This is a genomic window from Pseudonocardia halophobica, from assembly GCF_050948485.1.
Lineage (GTDB): Bacteria > Actinomycetota > Actinomycetes > Mycobacteriales > Pseudonocardiaceae > Pseudonocardia > Pseudonocardia halophobica.
Map to the genome: position 1 here is coordinate 4,708,358 of NZ_CP192046.1, position 25,173 is coordinate 4,733,530.

A 25,173-nucleotide genomic window follows, 5' to 3' on the forward strand; every position below is an offset into this window, starting at 1 on the left:
CGTCCGGTCAGCCCTGCAGGTCGGCCCGGCGCAGCCCGGCCCCGCGGCCCTCGAGGGTGCGGCTGCCGCGCTGGGCGAGCTTGTAGAGGGCGTCCGCGCGCTCGGAGGTGTGGTTGCGCTTGACCCACTCCTCGTCGAGGTAACGGTTGCCGCCGGTCAGGACGGCCGGGGTGAACTCCCGGGCCCGGCGGTTGTACTCGTCGAGCTCGAGGCGGCCGGCGCTCGTGGTCCACAGCCCGGCCTTGACCGGCAGGCTCGACGAGCCCGACAGGGCGGAGCCCGCGGTCCGGGCGAAATCGTCGTCGGTCAGGACCGAGTACGGGATGCCGGTCAGCATGTTCTGGTTCAGCCCGGAGTAGCGGGCCATCGTGTACTCGTTGGTCTTCTGGTGCGGGAACCCGAGCAGCCCCACCATCTCGCCGAGGTTGTCGCGGCCGTACTCGTCGTTCATCAGCGGCTTGAAGCGCTGCACCCGGTCGTCGAGCTTGAACCAGTCCGACTGCCGGTAGGTGCCCGCGAGGTGCGCGAAGTCCTTCGCGACCGACGAGTACACCAGGGCACCGGCGTCGATCATCTGCTCGCGGGTCCAGGTGGCGATCCGCTTCCACAGGTCCGCAGTGGCCTGGTTCAGGATCTCGCGGTACTGCTCCATGGTCTCGGCGAGGACCTCGGCGTTCTCCATCCCGACCGGCACGTAGCCGTCGGTGAGCGCGTCCGAGGTGTACATGCCGACCGCGGCGATGTTCGCGGCGGCGTAGCTCGGCTCGGCCTCGAACGAGGCCCAGTCGTCCATCAGGTGGAAGTTCGTGTCCTGGAAGACAATCGGGATCGTCAGGTTCGGATGAGGCAGCTGCGTCGCGATCCCGTCGAGCCAGGGGTAGTCGCCCTCGGTCAGCTCGAAGAAGTCCCGGACGATCATCTGCCGGTTGTCGCCGAAGTTGTAGGGACCCGAGTTGTGGATCCCGATCCGGCACTCGCAGTGGGCGAGGAAGGCGTACTGCGACAGCTGCGCGATCAGCTTCGTGGCCGCGGTGTGCAGCCGGTCCCCCGGCGTCACGCCGTGCAGGTCGGCCTCGAACACCTGCAGGGTCCGCTCCGGCAGGAACTGGGAGCGGTCGCCGAACTCCTTGTTCGTCAGGTGTCCGTCGTTGCGGTGGTAGGCGAGGTTGAACCGGCGGGAGAAGTCCAGGACGTCCACGACGTCGTCGACCGCGTCGGCGGGGCCGAGCAGGCCCCAGTTCATGAGCATCTCGCGCCCGATGAGGTAGAAGGCGGGCATCCCCCAGGCCGCGTTCACCGTGTCGACCTTGAGGCTGACCTCGCGGGCCCGGTCGCCGAGCTCCTCCGCCGGCGTCACGGAGTCGATCTCGCGCAGCAGCGTCGGCAGCCGGTAGAAGCTGTTCAGGTAGCTGAGCAGCATGTACGGGTTCATCGGGAAGAGCTTCGACTCCTGGACCGTGCGCGTGATGCACAGCCAGTAGGTCGTGTCGGAGAGCTGCCGCAGGTAGTTGTTGCTCTCCAGCAGCTTGGCGTAGGTCAGCTCGGTTCCCATCTCAGGCGCCCTTCTCCAGGATCCAGATCCGGGCGTGCCCGGTGTCGCCGGTCTCGTACGCGTCGGCCGCCGGCGGGGCCGCCGTCACCTCGATCTCGACGACGTCGCCGTCGCGCAGGGTGTCGATCGTGCAGTTCATGAGCGTCGGCACGTCGTACTCGCGGGCCAGGATCCCGAGGTGGGAGCGGACCGAGCCGCCGAGGCAGATCACGCCCGCGAAGCCCTCGATGATCGGCGCGGTGAGCGTGCCGCCGGAGTCGTCGATCACGGCGATGGTGCCGGCCGGCACCCCGTCGGCCAGGAAGCCCATGACCTGCTCGGTGGTCGAGATCAGGGCGACCGGGCCCGTGACCGTCTCGGCCTTGCGCAGGACGTTGTCGCCGACGCCGACCTGACGGCGGCCGTCGGCCGACGGCCCCTCGGCGAAGGACGACGCGGCCTTCTCCGGCCGCTTGTACTTGTCCGGCTCCGACTCCAGCGACACCGTCGCCGAGAAGTCGAAGCGGTAGCCGGAGTCGAGCGCCTCTTGCTCGATCGCGCGGGCGTCGGCCAGCGAGAACAGGTCGAACTGGCGGTCGAACACCACGTCCTTCCAGTCCGCGTCGGTCGCCGCGAAGCGCTTCGCGGCCAACGCGCGGACCGCCCCGTTGAACCGGGCCGGGAGCGGGAGCATCTCGGTGGCCCCCCATTTCGGTGGGGTCTGCGCAGCCACCGTGCCATCGCGGGATTCGGACATCGTCACCTCACTGTGAGCGGAACCGTCGAGGGCGTGGCGGCGGGTGAGCCACCGGCGGCGGATCCGGGCCCTCACCCCATCGGATCCCCTGCTGTTCACGAGGTGGAAAGGTAGGTACCGTGAGCGTTGTGACCCAGTCCACGTTGGTGGACAGTCAGGCGTCAGCGACGACTCCCCGGTCCCCTCGGCGCCAGACTCGTCCTGTGCTGCGCAAGGCCGATTACGAACGGGCCTTCGACGTGCTGGAGTGCTGCGACACCGCAGCCTCGCTCCCGGATTTCAAGGAGCAGATGGTCGGCGCGCTGAGCAGCCATTTCGCGCTCCAGCACGTCTCGTTCTTCGCCGGGGCGACCTTCCACAACGTGTTCGGCGATCTGTCGCCGCTGACCGAGGGCAACACCGCCCGGATGCTCCCGGAGTACCAGGAGCGGTGGTCGCGCCACGACATCTTCGGCACGCCGATGGCCATGCGCCAGCTCGTGTCGAGCGGGCTGGCGTCGCTGAGCGAGCTGCAGGCGCGGGGCACCCTCCCCGCCTCCGCCGAGGCCTACGTGCGGCACTTCCTGCACGCGACGTGGGGCATGGAGTGCGCGGCCGCGCTGCGGCTGGAGCTCCCGGGCGGGCACACCGCGCTCGTCGGCATGTTCGATCCGCGGGCGGACAAGCTCGGGCCCGCCGAGCTCGCCACGCTGCGGCTGCTCAGCCGCCAGCTGTCGGCCATCGCCCGCAGCCTGCCGGTGTCCCGCCCCAAGGCCGCGCTGGCCGGGCTGTCCGAGCGGCAGCGGCAGGTGGTGCAGCTGGTCGCGGAGGGCCTCTCGAACGCCGACATCGCCGAGACCCTCTCGCTCGCCGAGGGCAGCGTGAAGAAGTACGTGAGCCGGATCCTGGCCGCCACGGGCTGCCAGTCCCGCATGGAGCTGGCCCTGCTCGCCCGCTCGCGCTGACCGACCCCGCCTCACCTCGCATTGTGGTTCCACAACGCGATTTCGACGCGGCTCCGAGCGCATTATGGTTCCATGACGCGATTCGGACACGACTCTGAGCCCGTCATGGCTCCATGACGGGCTCAGAGCGCCGGGAGCGGACTACAGGAACGAGCTCTCCCGGGTCAGGCCGTACCGGGGGTGCTCGCCGATCACCATGGACTCGAAGATCCCGTACCCCACGGCCTCGCCCTCGCGGACGCGGATCACGCAGTCGCGGAGCTGGTGGACCTCCTCGACGGTCTCCCGGGCCGACACGTCGGCGTAGCGCTCGCCGTCGATGTGCTGCGGGCCGTGCCACTGGCCGTGCCGGTGCCCCTTGAACCCGAAGTAGAGCCCGGTGCCGAGGTGGAAGCCAGTGTCGCTGATCGGCTCGATCTCCACGGTCCGGGTCGCGCCCCAGCCTGCGTCGAAGATCATCTTGCCGCCCAGCAACCTCCGGTTGACCGGGTCGAACTTCAGCTCGTCCACCATGCCGTTGAGCGGGACCTGACGTCCGTCCGCCTCGTTGACGAACCCGGAGAAGTAGGTCGTCTCGTGGTCCACTGCCTGGTGGTAGTGGTGGATCTCGTAGTGCGAGCCGTCGGGCCGGCGCAGGTACATCGGGCTCCAAGTCAGGAGGAAGTCCTGCTCCAGCCGCTGCGGCTTGAACACGTCCGGCGCCGGCTCGCCCACGTCCATCCGCACGCCCCACGAGTGGTCGCGGAAGCCGAACCACTCCTCGTCGCGCACCTCGATCTTCTCGCCGTCGATCCACACGGCGCCGCTGACGGTCGACGACTGGTGGTACCGCAGCAGGTCGGACTGGATGCGGAAGCCGTGCGGCTCGCGCTGCGCGTCCTTGCGTTCGAGGAAGGGCGGCAGCACGCCGGTGACGGTGAGGTCGAACCGGATCGGGAGCATGTGGTTCTCCCGCAGCACGAACCGCACCTTCTTCAGCGGTTCGAGGACCTCGTAGTCCAGCGGCCCCACGCCGACCCGCTCCGGGTCGAGGTCGAGCTGCCGGCTGGCCCGGACGGTCAGCTGCTCCTTCCCCCGGGAGATTCCGGCGAACATGTCGATCACGTTGCGGTTGTGGTACTTGCCCAGACCCACGTCGACCTGCAGCGACCCGTCGCGGGCGAAGAGCGAGCCCCACAGCTTCTCGGTCCAGGAGATGTCCGCGTGGGCGATCGTCGCGAACGTCTCCGGGGTCTGGTGGCACAGCAGCTCGTCGGCCGCGGTGAGGATCTGCATCGACTGGCGCATGACTCTCCTAGCTGTCCCGACTGTGCACCGGCGAGAACGAGCCCGGCATGTCGTTGGCCACCAGCGCGGTCCCGAAGATCGCAGCGGCCTGGTCGTCGTCGTCGAACGGCTCCGGGTACAGGGCCAGCGTGTCGTCCGAGATCGACCAGTCGATCGAGTCGGTGACCCCGGCCAGGGCCGCGAACGGGCGCAGGCCCGAGGTGTACATGCGGGTCGCGGCGAAGATCCGCTCCCGCCGGTCCATCGCCGCGAAGCGCTGGTATAGCGTCATGTGCTGCTTGCTGATCGCTGCGGCGACCTCCGGCCAGGTCTCCGGCGGCAGCAGCTCCCGGGAGCCGTCCGCGCGGTACCCGAACACGGCCGCCTCCGTCACCGACGCCAGCAGCTGGTCCGGCTCGGTGAAGGTCGTGCCCCAGTCGTTGATCTCGAACTCGCGGAAGGAGGCGGGATCGAACGTCAGCGTCATGGTCAGGCCCGCGAACGGCGGCTCGAGGTCCTCGGCCCACGGGTAGGCCCACGCGCTCGGGCCGAGCGAGAGGTAGTCCCGCACGATCGTCCGGCGCGCCGCCGCCCCGCGCCGCGGGTAGGGGCCGGAGTCGCAGATGCCCACGCGGGAGTCGCAGAAGTAGAGGAACGAGTAGCCGGAGACGGTGGCGTTGAGCCGCTTGAGGGTCTTCGACGCCGCCGGGTCGAGCACGGTCCCCGCGTCGGCGAGCTCGTCGACCACGGGCTGGGGCAGGTAGCGGTTGGTGAAGCCGGCGTCCTTGTAGTCGAGGGTGCCGTCGCCCCGGTGTGCCAGCGTGAGGCGGCGCCAGAAGTCCACGACGGTGCGGATCTCCTCCCGCCGCTCCTCCCGGCCCAGCTTGCCCATGTGGATCAGGCACTCCCGGCCGCACAGGTAGTGGTAGCCGATCATCCAGATCCACAGCGGGCTCACCCGGTTCGGGCCCTCCCGCAGCCGACGGCCGAGCTCCTCGGCCGGGACCGCGGCGTCGATCACCGCGATCCGCTCGGCGTAGCTGTGGAAGTCCTCGATCACCGACAGGGACATGTACGGCAGCATCGGGAACAGCTCGGAGGTGAAGCCGGAGCGCCGGGTCATCTCCGGCTTGAACGCGCGGCCCATGTGCTGGACCAGGTCGTCGAGCCGGTCGTCGGTCAGCTCCTCGGCGAGCAGCGCGTCGAGGGCCTCCGGCGTGACCTGCACGTCGAAGTCCTTGACGGCGATCTCGTCGCCGACGCGCCGGACGTACGACCACCAGGCGGCGCTGACGTCCTGCGCGGGCGCGGTGCTGTCCGGCTCGGCCCCCGCCCGGACGACGCCCGCCCCGTCGTCGATGTCGAGGACGATCTCGGTGCCGTCCGCGAGCTCGCCGGTCAGGTCGGTCCCGACGAGGCACGGCACCTCGAACTCGCGGGACACGATCGCGAGGTGGGACCGGAGCGTCCCGTCGAGGCACACGATCCCGCCCAGCCGGCCGAGGATCGGCGAGAGGAACGTGGTCCCGCCCGACGCGACCAGCGCGATCGTCGACTCGAGGTCGGTGTCGAGGGACTCGATGACGTCCTGCGGCGACCGGAAGTTCCGGACGCGGCCGGTGGTGCGGGTGAAGGTGTAGGACGGTGTGCCCTTACCGATGACGGACATGCTCAGCCTCCCAACGGCCGGAAACAGCTGTCCCGGTCCTGCGGCACGAAGATCCCGCCGATCAGCTGCAGGGCGAGATCCGGATCGGAGAACTTCTGGTAGGACTCGGCGAGCCGCGGCGTGACCGTCCAGTCGATCTCGTCGTAGCACCCGGCGAGCCGGGCCCACGGCTTGGTCTTCCACGCGTACATCTGGGTCGCGTAGAGGTTGCGCTCCTCCGGGTCGGTCTCCGCGAGCCGCTGGTAGAGCGCCCGGTGCGCCTTCCGGATCGCCTTCGTGGCCTCGTCGATCTCCGCGAGGCCGAGGGGGCGCAGCATGTCGCCGTCGGTGCAGAAGACCCGGGTCTCGAGGATGTCGGCCTGGTAGTCGCTCGGGGTGAACCAGGCCGTGCCCCAGACGTTGTTGTCCATCCGGACCGTGTTCGGCAACCGGTAGGCGATGACGAAGTGGTGGTAGGGCAACGTCTCCCGGATGCCGTCGAGCCAGGGGAAGTCCCCGGAGCCGTCGGCGCAGGTCTCGCGCAGGGCGAGGAAGGTGCCGTCCTCGAGCCGGTACGGACCGGTGTCGCAGACCGCGGTGCGGGCGTCGCAGTTCTCCAGGAACGCGTAGGCGGTGAGCCGGGCGCCGAACTTGCGGATCGCCGTCTTCACCTCCTCGTCGGCGGGGATGAGGTTCGCCCGGATCTCGGCCAGCAACCGGTCGTCGACGACGTGGCTGGAGTCCTGCGGATCGGCGTGCATGTTGTAGAGCACGCCGTCCGTGCGCATCGCCATGGTGGCCTCGCGCCAGAACCGCAGGACCTCGAGCTGGTCCTCCAGCCCGTCGGACAGGGAGTTCTCGCCGAGGTCGACGAACAGCTCGCGACCGGTCAGGTAGTGCAGCGGCATCGCCGCCAGGTTGATGAAGCTGCGCTTGCTGCCGATCGGCAGCGCGCGCCGGACCAGCTCCGCGGGGGTGGCGTGCCGGCGGATCTCGCGCAGCCGCTCGGGGACGCGGAGGTAGTCCTCCATCATCGACATCAGGATGTAGGTGTTCATGCCGAACAGCTCGGACTCGAACACGGTGCGCGCCGAGAGCTCGCGCTTGTAGGCGGCACCGCCCTCGTGCACGAGCCAGTTCCACTCCTCGAGGGTGGGCTCGTAGGAGGCGTCGGTGTAGAGCGCCTTGACGTTCTCCGGAGCCGTGAGCTGCGCGGTCACGCCGTCACCGCCGCGACCACGCCGATGCGGGCCGTATCGGCGTCGGAGAGGTCGAGGACGACCGAGTCACCGTCCGCGACCTCCCCGGTCAGCTCCGCTGCGAGCACGCACGGCACGTCGGACTCACGGGACAGGATCGCCAGGTGCGACTCCCGGCTGCCGGCGGTGCACACGATCGCCCTCAGGTCCGGCAGGATCGGCGACAGGAAGGTCATCCCGCCCTTGTTGACGAAGGCGATCGTCTCCTCGAGGTCGTCGTCGTCGATCGACAGGACGTCGGACGTGTCGTGGAACCACCGGGCGGTGCCGCGCACCTCGCCGGCCGTGAAGAGGGTGACGCCGGTCCCGACGTCCGTGAGCTCCCCGCTCATCGCTTCTCCGTCCCCGCCCCGACGCCGGGGCGCTCGTGACCTGAGCGCATCTGCGCTGGTGAGACGGTAGGGAGGGACGATCACTGTGACCCAGTGCACTTAGGGGGACACTCACCGGGCGTCGTCAGAGACGTCCGGGCGGGCCACAGCCTGACTCGACACGCCCGTGTGCGGCGGGAGGGCGGCGCGTCAGTTGAGCGGGTGGTCGCGCAGGAACCGGACGACGAGCGGGCTCGCCTCCTCGCGGAACTCCTCGAAGTACGCGTGCCGCGCGCCCTCGATCAGGTGCACCGCGGTGCCCGGGATCCGCTCGGCGAGCTCCTCGCCGTTCTCGGTGGGGCAGAACAGGTCCTCGCTCCCGTGCACGACGAGCGTCGGTGCGGTGATCGAGTGGACCTGCTCCCGGGCGTCGTGGTCGGCGCTGGCCCGCCGGTGCCCGCGCCGCGCGGGCAGCGACATCCCGTCGTCGCCGAGGACGGAGTACGGGCCGGGGTGGGCGGCGAGCCAGGCAGGGGTGAACATCAGTTCGGCCAACGCCCGCTGCGCCGCGGGAGCCGGGCCGGCGAGCGGCCCCACCACGTCCTTGCCGGCCACCGGCGCACCGGGTCCGCCGGTCGTCGTGCAGCCCAGGACCAGCGCGCCGACCCGTCCCGGGTGGTCGACCGCCAGCCACTGCGCGATCTTGCCGCCCATCGACGTCCCGTAGACGTGGGCGCGGGCCACGCCCAGCTCGTCCAGCACGGCGACCACGTCCCGGGCGAACCGCCGAGTGCTGAACTCCGCGCCGGACGGTGCCGTCGACGCCCCGGTGACCAGGGTGTCGACGGCGATTGTGCGGAACCCGGCGAAGTCCGCGCGGATCGGGTCCCACCAGTGGTGCGAGTTGGCCTGCCCCGCCAGCAGCACCAACGGTTCGCCCGCCCCGACGACGTCGGCGTGGATCTTGGCCCCGTCCGGAGCGGTCGCGTCGGTCATGCGCGCCAGCCTGCCCCACGCCCCGGGGGCTGCGCGCAACGCACCGCCGCCCGCCGGAGCTCCGGCGGGCGGCGGGCGGGGGCCGTCGGCTTCAGTTGCCGAAGGTGGGGCCGGGCTCGCCCGGCAGGATGGTGTGCCCGCCCCGGGCCTCGGCCTGCTCGGCGGCGTCGGCCCTCGACTTCGGTTTGACGTTGAGGATGAAGTCGCCCGCGTGGGCCTTCATGCCGTAGTCGACGGCCTGTTCGACGGCCTCCCCCGCGCGCACCGATCGGCGGATCAGGGGGTCGGCGCGCAGATCCTTCCACAGCGACACGCAGAGCAGCACCATGATGACCACGAACGGCAGGGCCATGATGATCGTGATGTTCTGGATGCCGGTCAGGGCGTCGTCCCCGCCGACCATGAGCATGATCGCGGCGATGGCGCCCATCACCGTGCCCCAGAAGATCACGATGCCGCGGCCGGGCTCGATGGAGCCCTTCTGCGAGATCGTGCCCATCACGACCGAGGCCGCGTCGGCACCGGACACGAAGAAGATCGCGACGAGCAGCATCGCGACGACGCTGAGCAGCGTGCCGAGCGGGAAGGACTGGAGCAGCCCGAAGAGCTTCTCCTCCTGCCCGCCCGAGGCCAGGTCCTGCCCGGCCTGCTGTGCCGAGATCGCGGCCCCGCCGAAGATCGCGAACCAGACCAGCGAGACCACGCTGGGGATCAGGATGACGCCGGCGATGAACTGCCGGATCGTGCGGCCGCGGCTGATGCGGGCGATGAACATGCCGACGAACGGCGTCCAGGAGATCCACCAGGCCCAGTAGAAGACGGTCCAGCTCTGCAGCCACTCGGCCGTCGCCGGGCCGTCGGCGCCGGTCCGGGCGGCCATCGACGCGAGGTCGGCCAGGTAGTGGCCGATGCTGCCGGGCAGCAGGTTGAGGATCAGCACGGTCGGGCCGACGACGAAGACGAAGAACGCCAGGAACGCCGCCAGCACCATGTTGATGTTGGAGAGCCACTGGATGCCCTTGGCCACCCCGCTGACCGCCGACGCGATGAACGCGACGGTGAGCACCGCGATGACCGCGACGAGCAGCCCGGTGCCCGGGTTGTCCATCCAGCCCAGCGCGGTGAGCCCGCCGCCGATCTGCAGGGCGCCCAGGCCCAGCGACGCGGCGGAGCCGAACAGGGTCGCGAAGATCGCGAAGATGTCGATCGCCCTGCCGAGCCCGCCCTCGGTGCGCCGGGTGCCCAGCAGCGGGGCGAAGGCCGCGGAGATGAGCTGGCTGCGGCCGCGGCGGAAGGTGCCGTAGGCGATCGCCAGGCCGACGACGGCGTAGATCGCCCAGGGGTGCAGGGTCCAGTGGAAGAGCGTGGTCGCCATCGCCACGTCGAGCGCCGCCGGGGTTCCGGCCGGCGCGGTGTCCGGTGGCGGCTCGGTGAAGAACGACAGGGGCTCGGCCACGCCGAAGAACATCAGCCCGATGCCCATGCCCGCGGAGAACATCATCGCGACCCAGGAGCTGGTGCGGAACTCCGGCCGCTCGTCGTCGCACCCGAGCGGGATCCGGCCGTAGCGGCTGATCGCCAGCCAGAGCGCGAACACGACGAAGCCGCTGGCCGCGAGGATGAAGAACCACCCGCCGGCGCCCATGATCCCGGACAGCACCGCACCCGAGACCGCTGAGAGGCTGTCCGTCCCGGCGATACCCCAGACGATGAAGCCCAGGACGAGCAGCGCCGCGACCCCGAACACGACGCGGTCGGTCGGATGCCGCCGATCGGCCGCGCCCGTGCCCGCCGTGGTGACGACCTCCGGCTCGTCGGGGCTCGCGCCGGTGCCCGTCCCGGTCGCAGGTTCCTTGACTGTCATCGCTTGCGTCCCTTCGTTGGGAGTGCGGTGCGTCAGCGTCCGCGCGGGAGGAGGCCGGGTCGACCACCGTCCGAGGCATCGGGCGCCCCGGGCGTCGAGCTCGGTCCCCTGCACGAACGGGTTCGGCCGGCCGGGCGGTGGCCCCGGCCGGCCGGATGGGTGGGTGGGTGTGGCGGGTGTGTCAGTGCCCGATCGCGGCGGCGACCCAGTCGCGGAACTCGCCGATGTGGTGCTCGCTGGGCACCAGCACGCCGCCGGCGGCGTAGGCCCGGGAGGACATCGCGGGCTGGGTGCGCTCGCAGGCGTCGAAGTCCTGCTGGTTGACGCGGTGGAACAACTCGACCGAGCGGTCCAGGTCGCGCCCGCTGTCCAGGACCTCCTGCGGGTAGAGCCAGTCGCACTCGACGATCGTGCGGTCGGCCGCCACGGGGTACATGCGGTGGAAGATCACGTGGTCGGGCACCAGGTTGATGAAGACCTGCGGGTTCACGGTGATCGCGTAGTAGCGCCGGTCGTGGTCGGCGTCGACACCCGCGATCGTCTCGAAGCCGGCGCTGCCGTCGACGGTGAAGCCGCTGACGTCGTCGCCGAATGCGGCCCCGTGGCCCACGTAGTACTGGGCGGCGTAGCCGTCGGCGAACTCCGGGAGCACCTCGGTGAGCTCCGGGTGGATCGTCGCGCAGTGGTAGCACTCCATGAAGTTCTCGACGATCAGCTTCCAGTTCGCCTTGACGTCGTAGGTGATCCGGCGGCCGACGGCCAGGGTGTCGATCGCCCAGCCGTCGATCGCGGCGGGGTCGCCGAGGCGGGCGGTCACGGCGGCCTCGACCGTGTCGGCGAACGAGGGCGGCTCGTCGGCGAGGCAGATCCAGATCGTCCCGAGCCACTCCCGCAGGGAGACCGTGTGCAGGCCCAGCCGGTCCCGGTTCACGTCGGCCATCGAGTTCAGGTTCGGGGCCGCGATCAGCGCGCCGTCGAGGCCGTACGTCCAGGCGTGGTACGGGCACTGGATCTTGTTGCGGAGCGCGCCCTCGGGCTCGACACAGAGCTGGGCGCCGCGGTGCCGGCACACGTTGAGGAAGGCCCGCACCCCGCGGTCCCGCCCGCGGACGAGCAGCACGCTCTCCCCGCCGACCTCGACCTTCCGGAAGCTGCCGGGCTTGGCGAGGTCGCTGCTGCGGGCGGCGGCGAACCAGCTGGTCTGGAAGATCCGCGACTGCTCGAGCTCGAAGATCGCGGCGTCGGTGTAGTGCGAACCGGGCAGGGTCGGGATCAGGCTGCTGGCGGACTGCTGTCCGGGGATCTCGACGGTGCTCACTGGTGTCCTTTCAACGATGGCGGGTCGGCGGCGCAGGTCAATGGGTGGCGGCGGGACGACGGCCGAGCCTGCGGCGCATCCGGCCGAAGGAGCGGGGGCGGTCGACGCCGAGCACGGCGACCGGCGTGCCGGACGGGTCGACGTACTGGGCGAGGAAGTCGGCCTCCGCGGGGTCGCCCTCCAGGACCTCGACGCGGCAGCCGGGCGTGCGGTGACCGGCGAACTGGATCCGGCGTCCGTACTGGTCGGACCAGAAGTACGGCACCTCGTGGTGCGGCGCCGGGGTGTGCACCCGGCCGAACAGGGCCGCGACGGCGCCGACCGGCTGCTGCACCGCGTTCGTCCAGTGCTCCAGCCGCAGCATGGAGCCGGTGTAGCCGCGGTGCGCGTTCGCGCAGTCCCCCACCGCGACGACGCCGGGTGTCGACGTGGCGCCCTGCGCGTCGGTCACGACCCCGTCGTCGAGCGTCACGCCCGAGCCCTCGAGCCACTCGACGTTCGGGATCGCCCCGATCCCGACCACGACGACGTCGGCGGGCAGCTCCCGGCCGTCCGTCAGCCGGACCGCGCGCACGCGGGGCGACCCGACGATCTCGGCGACCCCGCACCCGGTGTGCAGCCGCACGCCCGCGGCGGCGTGCAGGCCGGCGCAGACCCGGCCCATCTCCGCACCCAGCGGGCGCTCGAGGGGGACGGTCGCGGCCTCGACGACGTCGACCTCGACGCCGAGGCCCGCCGCGGTCGAGGCGATCTCCGACCCGATGAACCCCGCCCCGACGACGATCATCCGCGCGCCCGGGACCAGCTCGGACCGCAGGGCGACCGCGTCGTCCAGGGTGCGCAGCGTGTGCACGCCCGCCGGCACCGGTCCCGGCAGGGCCCGGGCGCGGGCCCCGGTGGCCAGGACGACACCGTCGGTGGCGATCCGCTCGCCGTCGTCGAGCACGACGGTCCGCTCCGCGGTGTCGAGCGCGACGGCCCGGTGACCGAGCCGCCAGTCGGCGGCGAGCTCGGCGTCCTCGGGGGTCGTCAGCGCGAGGTCCTCGGTCGAGAGCGCGCCGGAGAGGAACTCCTTGGACAGCGGCGGCCGGTCGTAGGGTGCGTGTTCCTCGTCGCCGACCACGACGATCCGGCCGTCGAACCCCTCGGCGCGCAGGGCGCGGGCGGTGGCGAGGCCGGCCAGCGAGGCCCCGACGACGGTGACGGTGCGCATCAGGCGACCTCCTCCGCCACCGCGTCGACGGGAACGCCGGGCTGGGCCCCGGTCTCGATCCCCACCGACTCCTCGACCCAGACGTGCCCGTCCGAGACGACCACCCGGTGGGTGCGGACGGGCTTCTTGGCCGGTGGCCCGCTGGGCCTGCCGGTGCGCAGGTCGAAGCAGGCCGCGTGCAGCGGGCACTCCACCGCACACCCCTCGACCCACCCGTCGGACAGCGAGGCGTCCTGGTGGGTGCAGGTGTCGTCGATCGCGTAGAGAACGCCGTCGACGTGGAAGACGGCGATGCTCACCTCGCCCTGCACCCGGGCCGCTTCACCGTCGGGGATGTCCGAGGCCGCGCCAACATAGATCATCCTTGCTCCTGTTGCCTATCGCGGAACACGTCATGCGATTCGCAACACGAGGATGAGATCCTTCACCGTCACCGTCAATCGGGGACGCCAGGTTCGTCGACAACCGGCTCCGGAGTTGCAGCATGCGCAACAAGAACGTCAATGCGGAACAACCGTCCGCGACACAGGCGGTCGATCGCGCCCTCGCCATCCTGCCGCTGCTCGCTCGCCGAGGCCCGTCCGGCACCACCGAAGTGGCCCGTGAGCTGGGGATCCACAAGTCCACGGCGTCGCGCCTGCTCGCCGCGCTCGAGAAGCACCGGCTCGTCGAGCGCACCGGCACCCGCGGCAAGTACCGGCTCGGGTTCGGGATCGTGCGACTCGCCGGGGCGACCGCGGCCCAGCTCGACATCGCCGCGGAGAGCAAGCCGGTCTGCGCACGGCTGGCCGCCGAGCTGTCCGGCACGGTGAGCGTCAGCGTGCTGGAGGGCTCGCACGCGACGGTCGTGGTGCAGGAGCCGCCCACCGACCGGAACTGGATCGGGTTGCGGTCGCCGCTCTACGCGACGGCCGGCGGCAAGGTGCTGCTCGCCGGCTTCGGCGCCGAGGCGCTGCAGGAGGCGCTCGACAGGCCCCGTACCTGCTTCACCGAGCACACGCTGGTCGACCGCGCCGCGCTCCTCGCCGACCTCGACGAGGTGCGGGAGCGCGGGTGGGCCGCGACGCACGGCGAGCTCGAGGCCGACCTGAACGCGGTCGCCGTCGGGCTGCACGGGGCGAGCGGACAGCTCGCCGGGACCCTCAGCGTGTCCGGGCGCAGCGGCGCGCTCGACCCCGCCGACTTCCCGTCGGCCGCGCGCGCCCTCACCCACGCGGCCGCGACGATCACCGCGCGGCTCAGGGACCTCGTCGGCCCCTGAGTTCCGGGGTGGAGGGTTGACCGCATGTGACACATCTCTTACGGTCGATAGATATATCAGGCACCTACCCCGACGATCAAGGCTGTTCATGTTGCGTCGCTGTCCGTCCGTGCCCTGTGTCCCGTGCCGAGGAGGGATGTCATGAGCGGTGTGCCCGAGGACCGGTTCGTCTCGGTCGGACCGCCCGTCATCGAGGACGAGACGACGGTCCGTCGCGCGACGAAGGCGGCCGCGGTCGGCAACGTCGCCGAGTGGTACGACTTCGGCATCTACTCCTACCTGGCCGCCGTGGCGCTCGACCGGGTCTTCTTCCCCGACGCCGGCGACTGGGCCCCCGTCCTCACCCTCGGGGCGTTCGCGGCGGCGTTCCTGGTCCGCCCGCTCGGCGGTCTGGTGTTCGGCCCGCTCGGGGACCGGATCGGCCGGACGAAGGTCCTGTCGGCCACCGTCCTGATGATGGCCGTCGCGACGGTCCTGCTCGGCCTGGTCCCCAGCCACGCGACGATCGGCGTCGCGGCTCCGCTGCTCGTGCTGGTCATCCGCATGCTGCAGGGCTTCTCCGCGGGCGGCGAGTACACGGGCGCGCTCACCCTGGTCGCCGAGTACTCCCCTGACCGGCGCCGCGGCTTCTTCGGCAGCTGGCTGGAGTTCGGCACCCTGGTCGGCTACACCCTGGGCGCGGGCACCTCGGCCGTCCTCATCGCGCTGCTGCCCTCGGACGACCTGCTGTCGTGGGGCTGGCGGTTGCCGTTCATGCTGGCGCTCCCGCTCGGGATCACCGGCATCTACCTGCGGATGCGGTTGGAGGAGACGCCCGCGTTCCGCCAGCTCCTGGAGCGCTCGCCCGCGATCTCGACGATGTCCCCGCGCCGGGCCTTCCAGATCCTGGTCACCCGGTACCGCTCCGCGGCGCTGGTCGGGGCAGGGCTCGTCGTCGCCTGGAACGTCACGAACTACGTGCTGACGAACTACGTGCCGACCTATCTGACCGGCACGTTGCCGCGGTTCGGCGAGAGCGGGACGAGCGAGGCGCTGTCCACCGGACTGCAGGTCGTCGTCATGCTGCTGATGCTGTACGTGATCCTTCCGGTGGGCCGGCTGAGCGACCGGATCGGCCGCAAGCCGATCCTGTTCGCCGGGAGCGCGGCGCTCGTCGTGCTGGGGCTGCCCGCCGTCTGGCTGCTTCGCCACGGCCTGGCCGGGCAGATCGCCGGCCTCCTCATCATGGGTGCGACGTTGCTCTGCTTCGCCGCGGTGACGCCGTCGACCCTGCCGGCGCTGTTCCCGACGCTGATCCGGTACGGGAGCCTGGCGATCGTCTTCAACGTGTTCGTCTCGGCGTTCGCCGGGACGGCACCCACGGCGATCGGTGCTGCCGTCGCCGCCACCGGCAACCTCGACTGGCCCGGCTACTACCTCGTCGGAGCCGGCGTCGTCGGGCTCGTCAGTACGTGGTTCCTGCGTGAGTCGGCCGGCCGGCCGCTCGCGGGGGCCGCGCCGCTGCGGTCCAGCGCCGACCTCCCCGCACCCGTCCTCTCGCCGGACGGCGTGCCCCTCGAGAACCCACCCCGGTCCGAACGCCGGGGCTGAGATGAGACCTCTTCCCCGACCACGAAGTGGAGTACCGAGTTGTCGCAGAAGGTCCGTGGGGTGGTCGCCCTCGAGAAGGGCAAGCCGGTCTCCGTCGAGACGATCGTGGTCCCGGACCCCGGTCCCGGCGAGGCGGTCGTGAAGATCCAGGCGTGCGGGGTCTGCCACACCGACCTGCACTACCGGGAGGGCGGGATCAACGACGAGTTCCCGTTCCTGCTCGGCCACGAGGCCGCCGGGATCGTGGAGTCCGTCGGCGAGGGCGTCACCGACGTCGCCCCGGGGGACTTCGTGATCCTCAACTGGCGCGCGGTCTGTGGCCAGTGCCGGGCCTGCCGCAAGGGCAAGCCCTGGTACTGCTTCAACACCCACAACGCGACACAGAAGATGACGCTGAAGTCCGGCCAGGAGCTGTCCCCGGCCCTGGGCATCGGCGCGTTCTGCGAGAAGACCCTGGTCGCCGCCGGGCAGTGCACCAAGGTCAACCCGGCCGTGACCCCGCAGGTCGCCGGCCTGCTCGGCTGCGGGGTGATGGCCGGCATCGGTGCCGCGATCAACACCGGCGGCATCGGCCGCGGCGACTCGATCGCGGTCATCGGCTGCGGCGGCGTCGGCGACGCCGCGATCGCCGGGGCCACCCTGGCCGGCGCCACCACGATCATCGCCGTGGACACCGACGACCGGAAGCTGGAGTGGGCCCGCGGCTTCGGCGCCACCCACACCGTCAACGCCCGCGAGACCGACGCCGTCGAGGCCATCCAGGCCGCCACCGACGGGTTCGGCGCCGACGTCGTCGTCGACGCGGTCGGTCGCCCGGAGACCTGGAAGCAGGCCTTCCTCGCCCGCGACCTGGCCGGCACCGTCGTGCTGGTCGGCGTCCCGACCCCGGACCTGAAGGCCCCCGAGCTGCCGCTGATCGAGTACTTCGGCCGCGGCGGCGCGCTCAAGTCCTCCTGGTACGGCGACTGCCTGCCCTCCCGGGACTTCCCCTACCTGGTCGACCTGCACCTGCAGGGCCGGCTGCCGCTGGAGAAGTTCGTCTCCGAGGAGATCGGCCTCGACGACATCGAGACCGCCTTCGAGAAGATGCACCACGGCGACGTCCTGCGCTCCGTCGTCGTGTTCGGGCCGCGGGACTGACCGTCGAGGCCTTTGCCACCTCGTGAGTGGCGATAGTCGCCAGAGCGACTATCGCCACTCACCGGCAGGTCACGGGACCCGTGGTCGCGTCCGAGTGGCGGAAGCGTTGCGGCGCGGCGAGAGTCGTGCCGCTGAGCGCCCGGACCGTCACCGGAAGACGACGGTGCTGTGCCCGCTCAGCAGGACCCGCCGCTCGCAGTGCCAGCGCACGGCCCGCGACAGCGCCAGGGCCTCGGCGTCACGGCCGACCGTCTGCAGGGCCGCCGGGTCGTAGGTGTGGTCGATGCGGATGACCTCCTGCTCGATGATCGGCCCCTCGTCGAGGTCCGGCGTGACGTAGTGGGCCGTGGCCCCGACGAGCTTGACCCCGCGGTCGTAGGCCTGGTGGTAGGGCTTGGCGCCCTTGAACCCGGGCAGGAACGAGTGGTGGATGTTGATCGCCCGCCCGTGCAGGGCCTTGCAGGTCTGGTCGGACAGGACCTGCATGTACCGGGCCAGCACGACGAGCTCGGCCTCGTACTCGTCGACGAGCTGAAGCAGCCGGGCCTCGGCCTCGGGCTTGGTCTCCGGGGTGACCGGGACGTGGACGTACGGCAGCCCGGCGGCCTCGGCCATCGGGCGCAGGTCCTCGTGGTTGGACACCACCGCGACGATCTCGGCGCCGAGGCTGCCGGCCCGCCAGCGGAAGATCAGGTCGTTGAGGCAGTGCCCGAGCTTGGACACCATCACCAGGATCCGCACGGGCTCGGCCGGCGAGAACGTGAAGTCCATCCCGAAGTCCGCGGCGACGGGCTCGAAGCCGCGGGCCATGGCGTCGAGGTCGACGCCGGCGTCCGCGGTGACCCTGGTGCGCAGGAACAGCCGGGACCGCACCGAGTCGTCGAACTGCTGGTACTCGCTGATGTCGCAGCCGTGCTCGAACAGGTAGGCGCTGACGGCCCGGACGATGCCGGTGCGGTTCGGGCAGCTCAGGGTGAGGGTGAACGAGCGGGTCACGGGGGTCTCCAGCATGTCGATCAGCACTCCACGACGTTGAGGGCCAGCCCACCTCGGGCTGTCTCCTTGTACTTGTCCTTCATGTCCGCGCCGGTCTCGCGCATGGTCTTGATCGCCTTGTCGAGCGAGACGTGGTGGGCGCCGTCGCCGCGCACGGCCATCCGGGCGGCGGTGATGGCCTTGACCGAGGCCACGGCGTTGCGCTCGATGCACGGGATCTGCACCAGCCCGCCGACGGGGTCGCAGGTCAGCCCGAGGTTGTGCTCGATGCCGATCTCGGCGGCGTTCTCCACCTGCTCCGGGGTGCCGCCGAGGATCTCGGCGAGCCCTCCCGCGGCCATGGCGCAGGCCGAGCCGACCTCGCCCTGGCAGCCGACCTCGGCCCCGGAGATCGAGGCGTTCTCCTTGAACAGCAGGCCCACGGCGCCGGCGGTGAGCAGGAACCGCACCACGGCGTCGTCGTGGAACCCCGGCAGGAAGCGCGCCGCATAGTGCAGCACCGCGGGCACGATCCCGGCGGCACCGTTGGTCGGTGCGGTGACGACGCGCCCGCCCGCGGCGTTCTCCTCGTTGACCGCGAGCGCGGCGAGGGTGACCCACTCCATGGCGTGCAGGGCGTCGGTCTCGTCGGCGTCGGACTCCAGCCGCGCCCGCAGCGCGGCCGCCCGCCGGCGGACCCGGAGCCCGCCGGGCAGGACGCCGGCGGTGTGGGTGCCGCGCTCGACGCACTCGCGCATCACCGACCAGATGTGCAGCAGCCCGGCACGGACCTCCCCCTCGCTGCGCCAGGACAGCTCGTTGGCCAACATGAGGTCGCTGATCCGCAGCCCGGTCTCCCGGGTGAGCGCGAGCAGCCCGTCCCCGGTGGTGAACGGGTACCGCACCGGCGTCGGGTCCTCGACCAGGACCGGGCGGCCGGCGTCATCCCCGTCGAGGACGAAGCCGCCGCCGACGGAGTAGTACTCGCGGCGGTCGAGCTCGGCGCCGTCGGCGTCGAACGCCGCGAAGACCATGCCGTTGGAGTGGAAGTCCAGCCTGTGCCGCCGGTGCAGGACGATGTCGTCGTCGACCGAGAACTCGATCTTGTGCTCGCCGCCGAGCACAAGCCGGCCCTCGGTGCGCACCGCCTGCACCGCGGGATCGGCGGCGACCGGGTCGACGAGGTGCGGCTGCTCCCCCGCCAGCCCGAGGACCACCGCCTTGACCGAGCCGTGCCCGTGGCCGGTGGCCCCCAGCGAGCCGAACAGCTCGCAGCGGACCGCCGCCACGCGTGCGAGGTCGCCGGACTCGCGGAGCCGGGTGACGAACAGGTACGCCGCCCGCATCGGTCCGACGGTGTGCGAGCTCGACGGTCCGATACCAACCTTGAACAGGTCGAACACCGAGATGGTCATGCGCGCTCCTCCAGTCGGGGTCGGCGCGGGTCACGTCGTCGGGAACCCAGATACTAGATTGGTATATCAGTATTGGACAAGAGGTATCACTGATGAGTTCGGCGAGTTCGCCACCCGCATGTCAGGTGCCTAGACTGAGATCGTGACCGCTGCGCCCCAGGACATCGAGCAGAGCTCGCTGTCGCTCGCCGACCGCGCCTACGCCGCGATCCAGGACCGGCTGATCATGCTTGAGATCCCGCCGATGGCCCCGCTCGACGACGCCGAGCTGGTGCGCACGATCGGCGTCGGCCGCACCCCGGTGCGCGAGGCGCTCAAGCGCCTGGAGCTGGACCGGCTCGTGATCTCCTACCCTCGCCGCGGCACGTTCGCGACCGGCGTGGACATCACCGACCTCGCGTACATCTCGGAGATCCGCGAGCAGCTCGAGCCACTCGCCGCGCGCCGGGCGGCCGAGACCGCCGGGACCGCTCTGCGCACCGAGCTGTCCCGGCTGGCGGACGACACCGAGCAGCTCGACGTCCGCACGCTCGGGCGCAGCGAGCTGATGCGCTGGGACCTGCGCGTGCACCGCGCGATCTACCACGCAGGGGGCAACCCCCACCTCGAGGACACCCTGGTGCGCTACAACAACCTCGCGACCCGGATCTTCTGCCTCTTCCTGGACCGGATGCCGGAGTTCGACCGGCACGTCGGCGAGCACGTCGGGCTCCTGCGCGCGATCGCCGGCCAGGACGGCCCGGCGGCCGAGCATCTGGCCCGCGAGCACGTCCTCGGCTTCGAGAAGGCCGTCCGGGCGATCATCTGACGCCTGCTCAGCCCATCCCGCTCATCCCAGGGCGTCGAGGATCGCCAGGGCGTCCACGGTCGCGGCCACGTCGTGCACCCGCACCACCTGCGCGCCGCGCTGCACGGCCAGCACCGCGGCCGTCACGGACGCCGCCTGACGCCGGTCCACCGGCCGGCCGGTGATCCTGCCGAGCATCGCCTTGCGGGACAGTCCCACCATGACCGGGGCGCCCAGCTCGGTGAAGGCCCGCAGGGAGCCGAGCAGCGCGAGGTTGTGGTCGAGGGTCTTGCCGAAGCCGAACCCGGGATCGACGATCACGTACTCGCGCGGGATGCCCGCCCGCGCGCAGGCGTCCGTCCGCTCCAGCAGGAACTCCCGCACCTCCCCCACGACGTCGACGTAGCTCGGGTCGCGCTGCATGAGGTGGGGCGGCTTCGGCATGTGTGTCAGGCAGACCGGCACCCGCAGCCGGGCCGCCGCCTCGAGGGCACCCGGGTTCCCCAGCGCACGGACGTCGTTGATCACGGTGGCACCGGCCCGGACCGCCGCGGCCATGACCTCCGGCCGGGACGTGTCCACCGAGATCGGCACGGAGATCCGGGCCGCCAGCTCCTCGATCACGGGAACCACCCGGTCCAGCTCCTCGGCCACGCCGGGCGAGCGCGAGCCCGGCCGGGTGGACTCACCGCCGACGTCGACGAGGTCGGCGCCCTCGGCCACGAGCCGCAGCCCGTGGGCCACCGCGGCCGCGCGGTCACCGAAGGCACCGCCGTCGGAGAACGAGTCCGGGGTGACGTTGAGGATCCCGCAGACCAGCGGGTCCGGTCCGTGCAGGCGCCGCAGCAGGTCGGTCACGCCCGGCCGGTGGGCACCCGAGGGGACGGCCGCGAGCGGTGGCCGAGCTAGGGTCGTCGTCACGGGTTCTCCTCCGCCCGCGTCCGGGCCGCGGACCGGACCGTGTGCTCCAGCAGCAACGCCGTGGTGACCGGACCCACCCCTCCGGGGACCGGCGTGAGGCCGGCGACCCGGCCGGCGACCGAGGCCTCGTCGACGTCGCCCACCAGGGCGCCGTCCGGCGTGGGGTTGGTGCCCACGTCGATCACGACCGCGTCCGGGGCCACGTGCTCGGCGGTGATCAGCCCGGCCCGGCCGACCGCGACCACCAGCACCTCGGCCGGACGGGTGAGCTCGGCGAGGTCCTTGGTGTGGCGGTGGCAGATCGTGACGGTCGCATCGCGCTGCAGCAGCAGCTGGGCGGCGGGCTTGCCCACGACGGTGGACCGCCCGACCACGGTGGCCTTGCGCCCGCTCAGCGGGATCCCGTGGTGGTCGAGCAGCGCGAGGACCGCGGCGGCGGTCGCGGGGGCGAAGGCCGGCAGGCCAGCGGCGAGACGGCCCAGCGAGAGCGGGTTGGCGCCGTCCACGTCCTTGTCGGGGTCGATCGCGTCGGCCAGGTCCTCGCTGCTCGCGTCCGGCGGCAACGGGGTCTGCAGCACGATCCCGTGGACGGCGGCGTCCGCGCTGAGGGTGCGCAGCGCGGCGCGGATCCGCTCCGGGCCGACGTCCGGCCCGAGGTCGACGATCTCGCACCGGATCCCGGTCCGGGCCGCGGCCCCGGCGATCGAGCGGACGTACCAGGCGCTGGACTCGTCGTCGGTGGCGACCACGACCGCCAGCCGCGGCGGGGTCCCGGAGGCCGTGAGCTCGGCGGCGGCCGCGGCGGCGTAGGTACGGATCTCGCGGGCGAGTTCCGTCCCGTCGAGAACGGCCGTGAGGGTGGAGGTCATCGGAGGATCTGCTCCCGGACGGCGGCGGTGACCTTGTCGGCGCGGGTGAGGAGGTCGTCGACCCCGCCGAGGGCGGCGGTGAGCTCCGTGCGCGCGGCGGCATCGGTGATGCCGGCGAGGTTGATCTCGACGTTGACGCGGGCGGTGGACGCCGCCGCGCGGGCGGCGTCCGCGGCCGCCGCCACGTCGCTGACGACGTTCGGGTTGCCGACCGGGAGCAACCGCTCGGCCAGGCCGAGGATCCGCTCGGCCAGGGCGACGACCTGGGCGGGAACGCGCCCCGCCTCGATCAGGGCGGCCGCGATCGCCAGGGACCGGGCGGCCATCTCCTGCGGGGTCGAGCGCGGCAGCCCGTTGGCGCCGGCGACCGCGCCGAACACGGCGGTGTCCTGTTCGGCGAGGTCCAGCGCGCGCAGGCGGCACGCGTCGGAGTCGTCGCGGACGGCGGTGACGACGGCGGCGTGGTCGACGAGTTTCGGGCCGTCGCTGTAGCGGGCGACCATGCCGACGAGGGCCGCGGCCTGTGCGGCGTGCAGCGCGGCGCTCGCGCCGCCGCCGGGTGCCGGGACGCGGGCGGCGAGGGCCTGGAGGAACTCGTCGAGGGTGTCGGTGCGCATGGGGTTCCGTCCTCGGGCGGTCAGCGGCGGATGCGGGTCATGTCGGGGTCGACCAGCGGCTCGGCGGCCACGGTCGCGCGCACCCGGCGGCCGAAGTACTGGATCTCCACGGGCGTGCCGACCTCGACGGCGGGCAGCCAGGCGTAGGCGACCGGCGTCCCGACGGTGTGCCCGAACGCGGCGGAGGTGACGTAGCCCGCCGGCCGGCCGTCGAGGAACACCGGCTCGTGGCCCAGCACGACGCTGCGGCCGTCGTCGACGGTGAGGCAGGTGAGCCGGCGGGTGACGGTGTCGGCGGAGACGCCCTCGAGCGCGGCGCGGCCGACGAACTCGCCCTTCTGCGGGCGCAGCGCGAAGCCCACCCCGGCCTCGTACGGGTTGTGCTCGGTGGTCATGTCGGTGCCCCAGGCGCGGTAGCCCTTCTCCAGCCGCAGGCTGTTGAACGCGGCGCGGCCGGCGGCGACGGCCCCGAGGGGACGCCCGGCCTCCCACAGCACGTCCCACAGCTTCTGCCCGTACTCGGCGCTGGTGTAGATCTCCCAGCCCAGCTCACCGACGTACGACAGCCGCATCGCGGTGACCGGGATGCCGGCGATGCGCGCGGCCTTCGCGCGGAAGTACCTCAGCCCCTCGTTCGAGAAGTCGTCGGCGCTCAGCGGCTGGACCAGGTCGCGGGCCAGCGGCCCCCACACCCCGATGCAGCAGGTGCCACCGGTGATGTCCCGGACCTGCACGCTGTGGTCGGCCGGGGCGTGCCGGCGGAAGTGGTCGAGGTCGAGGTGCCCGTTGGCGCCGACCTGGAAGAGGTCCTCACCGAGGCGGGCGACGGTGAGGTCGCTGCGGACGCCGCCGGCCTCGTCGAGCGCGAGGGTGTAGGTCACCGAGCCGACGGACTTGTCCATCTTCCCGGTCGTCAGCCGCTCCAGGAACGCAAGCGCCCCGGGCCCGGAGACCTCGAGGCGGGTCAGCGGGGTCATGTCGTAGAGCGCCACGGCGGTGCGGGTCTTCCACGCCTCCACCGCGGCGATCGGCGAGTGGAACATCGCCGACCACGTGTCGCGGCCCGGTGGCTGCCACTCGGCGGGCAGCTCCTTGACCAGCGGGGCGTTGGCCTCGTACCAGTGCGGACGCTCCCAGGCGTGCGCCTCCAGGAAGAACGCCCCCAGCTCCTTCTGCCGGGCGTGGAACGGGCTGACCCGCAGGTCGCGCGGGGAGAGCTTGGGCTGCAGGGGATGCACCACGTCGTAGATCTCCACGAAGTTCCGCTGGGAGGTCTCGTCGACGTAGGCGTCGGTCGTCTCGATCTCGTCGAACCGGGCCACGTCGCAGCCGTGCAGGTCGGTCTCGCTGCGGCCGTCGACGAGCAGCTGGGCGACCGAGCGGGCGACGCCGGCGGAGTGGGTCACCCAGACGGCCTCGGCGATCCAGAACCCGGCGACGTCCGGGGACTCGCCGATCAGCGGGCCGCCGTCCGGGGTGAAGGAGAAGATCCCGTTGAACCCGGTCTCGATCTTCGCGTCCCGCAGGGACGGTAGCAGCAGCCTGCTGTGCTCCCACGAGGGCGCGAAGTCCTCCTCGGTGAACGGCAGCATCGACGGCATCGCAGCCTCGCCCATGTCGTCGTCGTCGACCTCGGGGAGGTCGCCGATGCGCACGGGCATCGGGCGGTGGGCATAGGAGCCGATGCCGAGGCAGTCGTTGTGTTCGCGGTAGTACAGGTCCCGGTCCTGGTGGCGCAGGATCGGCAGGCGGGCCTCGACCACGTCGTCGTTGCGGCCGACGAGGTCGGCGACCTGCCCGGTCCGCACGTACTGGTGGGCCAGCGGCAGCAGCGGCACCCGCATCCCGACCAGCTTCCCGAGCTCCCGGCCCCAGAAGCCGCCGCAGGACACCACGATGTCCGCTGGCACCTCGCCCTTGTCGGTCCGCACGCCGGTGACCCGGCCGCCGGACTGGTTGATCCCGACCACGCGGGTCGAGCCCTGGAAGACCGCACCGCGGGCCTCGGCCCGCCGCGCCACGGCGACCACGACGCGGGCGGCCTTGGCCAGGCCGTCGGTCGGGGTGTGGAAGCCGCCCAGCACCTGGTCCCGGTCGAGCAGCGGGTGCAGCCGCACGCACTCCTCGGGCCCGACGACCTCGCCGGGCACCCCCCACGACGTGGCCCAGCCCTGCTTGCGGTGCAGGTCGGCCAGCCGCTCCGGGGTGGTGGCGACCTCCAGCCCGCCGACCTGGTTGAAGCACCACGCCCCGTCGACGTCCAGGGAGCGGAACTTCTCGACGGTGTAGGTGGCGAACGCGGTCATCGTCTTCGACGCGGTGGTCTGGTAGACGAGGCCGGGCGCGTGCGAGGTCGAGCCGCCGGTCAGCGGCAGCGGCCCCTGGTCCAGGACGGTGACCTGGTCCCAGCCGCGCTGGGTGAGCTCGTCGGCCAGGTTCGCCCCGACGATCCCGGCTCCGATGATGACGACGCGGGGGGTGGTGCTCATGC

Annotated in this window: 22 protein-coding genes; 5 read left to right on the forward strand and 17 right to left on the reverse strand. The window is 71.7% G+C overall.

Annotated features, from left to right (window positions below; all coding sequences use genetic code 11):
• Window positions 1-7 precede the first annotated feature (7 nt).
• Together ACQP04_RS22375 and ACQP04_RS22380 are read right to left on the reverse strand one after the other, a co-directional pair.
• Complete coding sequence (locus ACQP04_RS22375) at window positions 8-1,552, reverse strand: hypothetical protein (protein ID WP_433502516.1); 1,545 nt, start codon at window positions 1,550-1,552, stop codon at window positions 8-10.
• Window position 1,553: 1 nt separating this feature from the next.
• Window positions 1,554-2,264, reverse strand: a complete 711-nt coding sequence (locus ACQP04_RS22380; protein WP_433502517.1) for a PEP-utilizing enzyme — start codon at window positions 2,262-2,264, stop codon at window positions 1,554-1,556.
• Window positions 2,265-2,491: 227 nt separating this feature from the next.
• On the opposite strand from ACQP04_RS22380, the gene ACQP04_RS22385 reads away from it, so the two are divergent.
• Window positions 2,492-3,232, forward strand: coding sequence for a response regulator transcription factor (locus ACQP04_RS22385; protein WP_433502518.1), 741 nt, complete (start codon window positions 2,492-2,494; stop codon window positions 3,230-3,232).
• Window positions 3,233-3,373: 141 nt separating this feature from the next.
• Here ACQP04_RS22385 and ACQP04_RS22390 read toward each other — a convergent pair whose 3' ends face one another.
• The 9 genes from ACQP04_RS22390 to ACQP04_RS22430 all read right to left on the reverse strand — a co-directional run bounded on the left by ACQP04_RS22390 (window position 3,374) and on the right by ACQP04_RS22430 (window position 13,469).
• Window positions 3,374-4,519: a hypothetical protein gene (locus ACQP04_RS22390; protein ID WP_433502519.1), complete on the reverse strand. Its 1,146-nt coding sequence runs from the start codon at window positions 4,517-4,519 to the stop codon at window positions 3,374-3,376.
• A gap of 7 nt (window positions 4,520-4,526) precedes the next feature.
• Window positions 4,527-6,167, reverse strand: coding sequence for a PEP-utilizing enzyme (locus ACQP04_RS22395; protein ID WP_433502520.1), 1,641 nt, complete (start codon window positions 6,165-6,167; stop codon window positions 4,527-4,529).
• Between the two features lie 2 nt (window positions 6,168-6,169).
• On the reverse strand, window positions 6,170-7,366 hold the full coding sequence (locus tag ACQP04_RS22400; protein WP_433502521.1) for a hypothetical protein: 1,197 nt from the start codon (window positions 7,364-7,366) through the stop codon (window positions 6,170-6,172).
• Window positions 7,363-7,737, reverse strand: coding sequence for a PEP-utilizing enzyme (locus ACQP04_RS22405; protein WP_433502522.1), 375 nt, complete (start codon window positions 7,735-7,737; stop codon window positions 7,363-7,365). The genes ACQP04_RS22400 and ACQP04_RS22405 overlap by 4 nt, the downstream gene beginning before the upstream one ends.
• 189 nt (window positions 7,738-7,926) lie before the next feature.
• Window positions 7,927-8,712, reverse strand: coding sequence for an alpha/beta fold hydrolase (locus tag ACQP04_RS22410; RefSeq protein WP_433502523.1), 786 nt, complete (start codon window positions 8,710-8,712; stop codon window positions 7,927-7,929).
• 91 nt (window positions 8,713-8,803) lie between these two features.
• The gene (locus ACQP04_RS22415) at window positions 8,804-10,576 is read right to left on the reverse strand and encodes a BCCT family transporter (RefSeq protein ID WP_433502524.1); all 1,773 of its coding nucleotides are present in this window, start codon (window positions 10,574-10,576) and stop codon (window positions 8,804-8,806) included.
• A gap of 181 nt (window positions 10,577-10,757) precedes the next feature.
• Window positions 10,758-11,894, reverse strand: coding sequence for an aromatic ring-hydroxylating oxygenase subunit alpha (locus ACQP04_RS22420; protein WP_433502525.1), 1,137 nt, complete (start codon window positions 11,892-11,894; stop codon window positions 10,758-10,760).
• Between the two features lie 37 nt (window positions 11,895-11,931).
• Window positions 11,932-13,107: an NAD(P)/FAD-dependent oxidoreductase gene (locus ACQP04_RS22425; protein WP_433502526.1), complete on the reverse strand. Its 1,176-nt coding sequence runs from the start codon at window positions 13,105-13,107 to the stop codon at window positions 11,932-11,934.
• On the reverse strand, window positions 13,107-13,469 hold the full coding sequence (locus ACQP04_RS22430; protein WP_433502527.1) for a bifunctional 3-phenylpropionate/cinnamic acid dioxygenase ferredoxin subunit: 363 nt from the start codon (window positions 13,467-13,469) through the stop codon (window positions 13,107-13,109). Before ACQP04_RS22430 ends, ACQP04_RS22425 begins: the two co-directional genes overlap by 1 nt.
• Window positions 13,470-13,591: 122 nt before the next feature.
• Between ACQP04_RS22430 and ACQP04_RS22435 the strand changes: the two genes are divergently transcribed.
• From ACQP04_RS22435 to ACQP04_RS22445, 3 genes are all read left to right on the forward strand, one after another.
• A complete protein-coding gene (locus tag ACQP04_RS22435; RefSeq protein ID WP_433502528.1) occupies window positions 13,592-14,368 on the forward strand; it encodes an IclR family transcriptional regulator in 777 nt (258 codons plus the stop codon).
• A 141-nt stretch (window positions 14,369-14,509) separates the two neighbouring features.
• The gene (locus tag ACQP04_RS22440) at window positions 14,510-15,958 is read left to right on the forward strand and encodes an MFS transporter (protein ID WP_433502529.1); all 1,449 of its coding nucleotides are present in this window, start codon (window positions 14,510-14,512) and stop codon (window positions 15,956-15,958) included.
• Window positions 15,959-15,997: 39 nt separating this feature from the next.
• A complete protein-coding gene (locus ACQP04_RS22445; RefSeq protein WP_433502530.1) occupies window positions 15,998-17,098 on the forward strand; it encodes an S-(hydroxymethyl)mycothiol dehydrogenase in 1,101 nt (366 codons plus the stop codon).
• A gap of 147 nt (window positions 17,099-17,245) precedes the next feature.
• Here ACQP04_RS22445 and purU read toward each other — a convergent pair whose 3' ends face one another.
• Window positions 17,246-18,109, reverse strand: coding sequence for a formyltetrahydrofolate deformylase (gene purU, locus ACQP04_RS22450; RefSeq protein WP_433508419.1), 864 nt, complete (start codon window positions 18,107-18,109; stop codon window positions 17,246-17,248).
• Between the two features lie 5 nt (window positions 18,110-18,114).
• Window positions 18,115-19,488, reverse strand: coding sequence for an L-serine ammonia-lyase (locus ACQP04_RS22455; RefSeq protein ID WP_433502531.1), 1,374 nt, complete (start codon window positions 19,486-19,488; stop codon window positions 18,115-18,117).
• A 142-nt stretch (window positions 19,489-19,630) separates the two neighbouring features.
• On the opposite strand from ACQP04_RS22455, the gene ACQP04_RS22460 reads away from it, so the two are divergent.
• Entirely contained in the window at window positions 19,631-20,296 is a 666-nt protein-coding gene (locus tag ACQP04_RS22460) for a GntR family transcriptional regulator (RefSeq protein WP_433502532.1), read from the forward strand.
• Between the two features lie 21 nt (window positions 20,297-20,317).
• Here the strand turns inward: ACQP04_RS22460 and folP are convergent, their stop codons facing one another.
• The 4 genes from folP to ACQP04_RS22480 are packed head-to-tail and all read right to left on the reverse strand — an operon-like array spanning window position 20,318 to window position 25,171.
• Entirely contained in the window at window positions 20,318-21,133 is an 816-nt protein-coding gene (gene folP / locus ACQP04_RS22465) for a dihydropteroate synthase (protein ID WP_433508420.1), read from the reverse strand.
• Between the two features lie 59 nt (window positions 21,134-21,192).
• On the reverse strand, window positions 21,193-22,065 hold the full coding sequence (locus ACQP04_RS22470; protein WP_433502533.1) for a bifunctional 5,10-methylenetetrahydrofolate dehydrogenase/5,10-methenyltetrahydrofolate cyclohydrolase: 873 nt from the start codon (window positions 22,063-22,065) through the stop codon (window positions 21,193-21,195).
• A complete protein-coding gene (locus ACQP04_RS22475; RefSeq protein WP_433502534.1) occupies window positions 22,062-22,682 on the reverse strand; it encodes a cyclodeaminase/cyclohydrolase family protein in 621 nt (206 codons plus the stop codon). The genes ACQP04_RS22470 and ACQP04_RS22475 overlap by 4 nt, the downstream gene beginning before the upstream one ends.
• Window positions 22,683-22,702: 20 nt before the next feature.
• On the reverse strand, window positions 22,703-25,171 hold the full coding sequence (locus ACQP04_RS22480; protein WP_433502535.1) for a GcvT family protein: 2,469 nt from the start codon (window positions 25,169-25,171) through the stop codon (window positions 22,703-22,705).
• Window positions 25,172-25,173 lie beyond the last annotated feature (2 nt).

Bases quoted from the DNA above. Each gene is read 5' to 3' on its own strand.
- ACQP04_RS22375 (WP_433502516.1), bottom strand. From the start codon at position 1,552: ATGGGAACCGAGCTGACCTACGCCAAGCTGCTGGAGAGCAACAACTAC.
- ACQP04_RS22390 (WP_433502519.1), bottom strand. From the start codon at position 4,519: ATGCGCCAGTCGATGCAGATCCTCACCGCGGCCGACGAGCTGCTGTGC.
- ACQP04_RS22395 (WP_433502520.1), bottom strand. From the start codon at position 6,167: ATGTCCGTCATCGGTAAGGGCACACCGTCCTACACCTTCACCCGCACC.
- ACQP04_RS22405 (WP_433502522.1), bottom strand. From the start codon at position 7,737: ATGAGCGGGGAGCTCACGGACGTCGGGACCGGCGTCACCCTCTTCACG.
- ACQP04_RS22410 (WP_433502523.1), bottom strand. From the start codon at position 8,712: ATGACCGACGCGACCGCTCCGGACGGGGCCAAGATCCACGCCGACGTC.
- ACQP04_RS22415 (WP_433502524.1), bottom strand. From the start codon at position 10,576: ATGACAGTCAAGGAACCTGCGACCGGGACGGGCACCGGCGCGAGCCCC.
- ACQP04_RS22425 (WP_433502526.1), bottom strand. From the start codon at position 13,107: ATGCGCACCGTCACCGTCGTCGGGGCCTCGCTGGCCGGCCTCGCCACC.
- ACQP04_RS22430 (WP_433502527.1), bottom strand. From the start codon at position 13,469: ATGATCTATGTTGGCGCGGCCTCGGACATCCCCGACGGTGAAGCGGCC.
- ACQP04_RS22435 (WP_433502528.1), top strand. From the start codon at position 13,592: ATGCGCAACAAGAACGTCAATGCGGAACAACCGTCCGCGACACAGGCG.
- ACQP04_RS22440 (WP_433502529.1), top strand. From the start codon at position 14,510: ATGAGCGGTGTGCCCGAGGACCGGTTCGTCTCGGTCGGACCGCCCGTC.
- purU (WP_433508419.1), bottom strand. From the start codon at position 18,109: ATGCTGGAGACCCCCGTGACCCGCTCGTTCACCCTCACCCTGAGCTGC.
- ACQP04_RS22455 (WP_433502531.1), bottom strand. From the start codon at position 19,488: ATGACCATCTCGGTGTTCGACCTGTTCAAGGTTGGTATCGGACCGTCG.
- ACQP04_RS22470 (WP_433502533.1), bottom strand. From the start codon at position 22,065: ATGACCTCCACCCTCACGGCCGTTCTCGACGGGACGGAACTCGCCCGC.
- ACQP04_RS22475 (WP_433502534.1), bottom strand. From the start codon at position 22,682: ATGCGCACCGACACCCTCGACGAGTTCCTCCAGGCCCTCGCCGCCCGC.
- ACQP04_RS22480 (WP_433502535.1), bottom strand. From the start codon at position 25,171: ATGAGCACCACCCCCCGCGTCGTCATCATCGGAGCCGGGATCGTCGGG.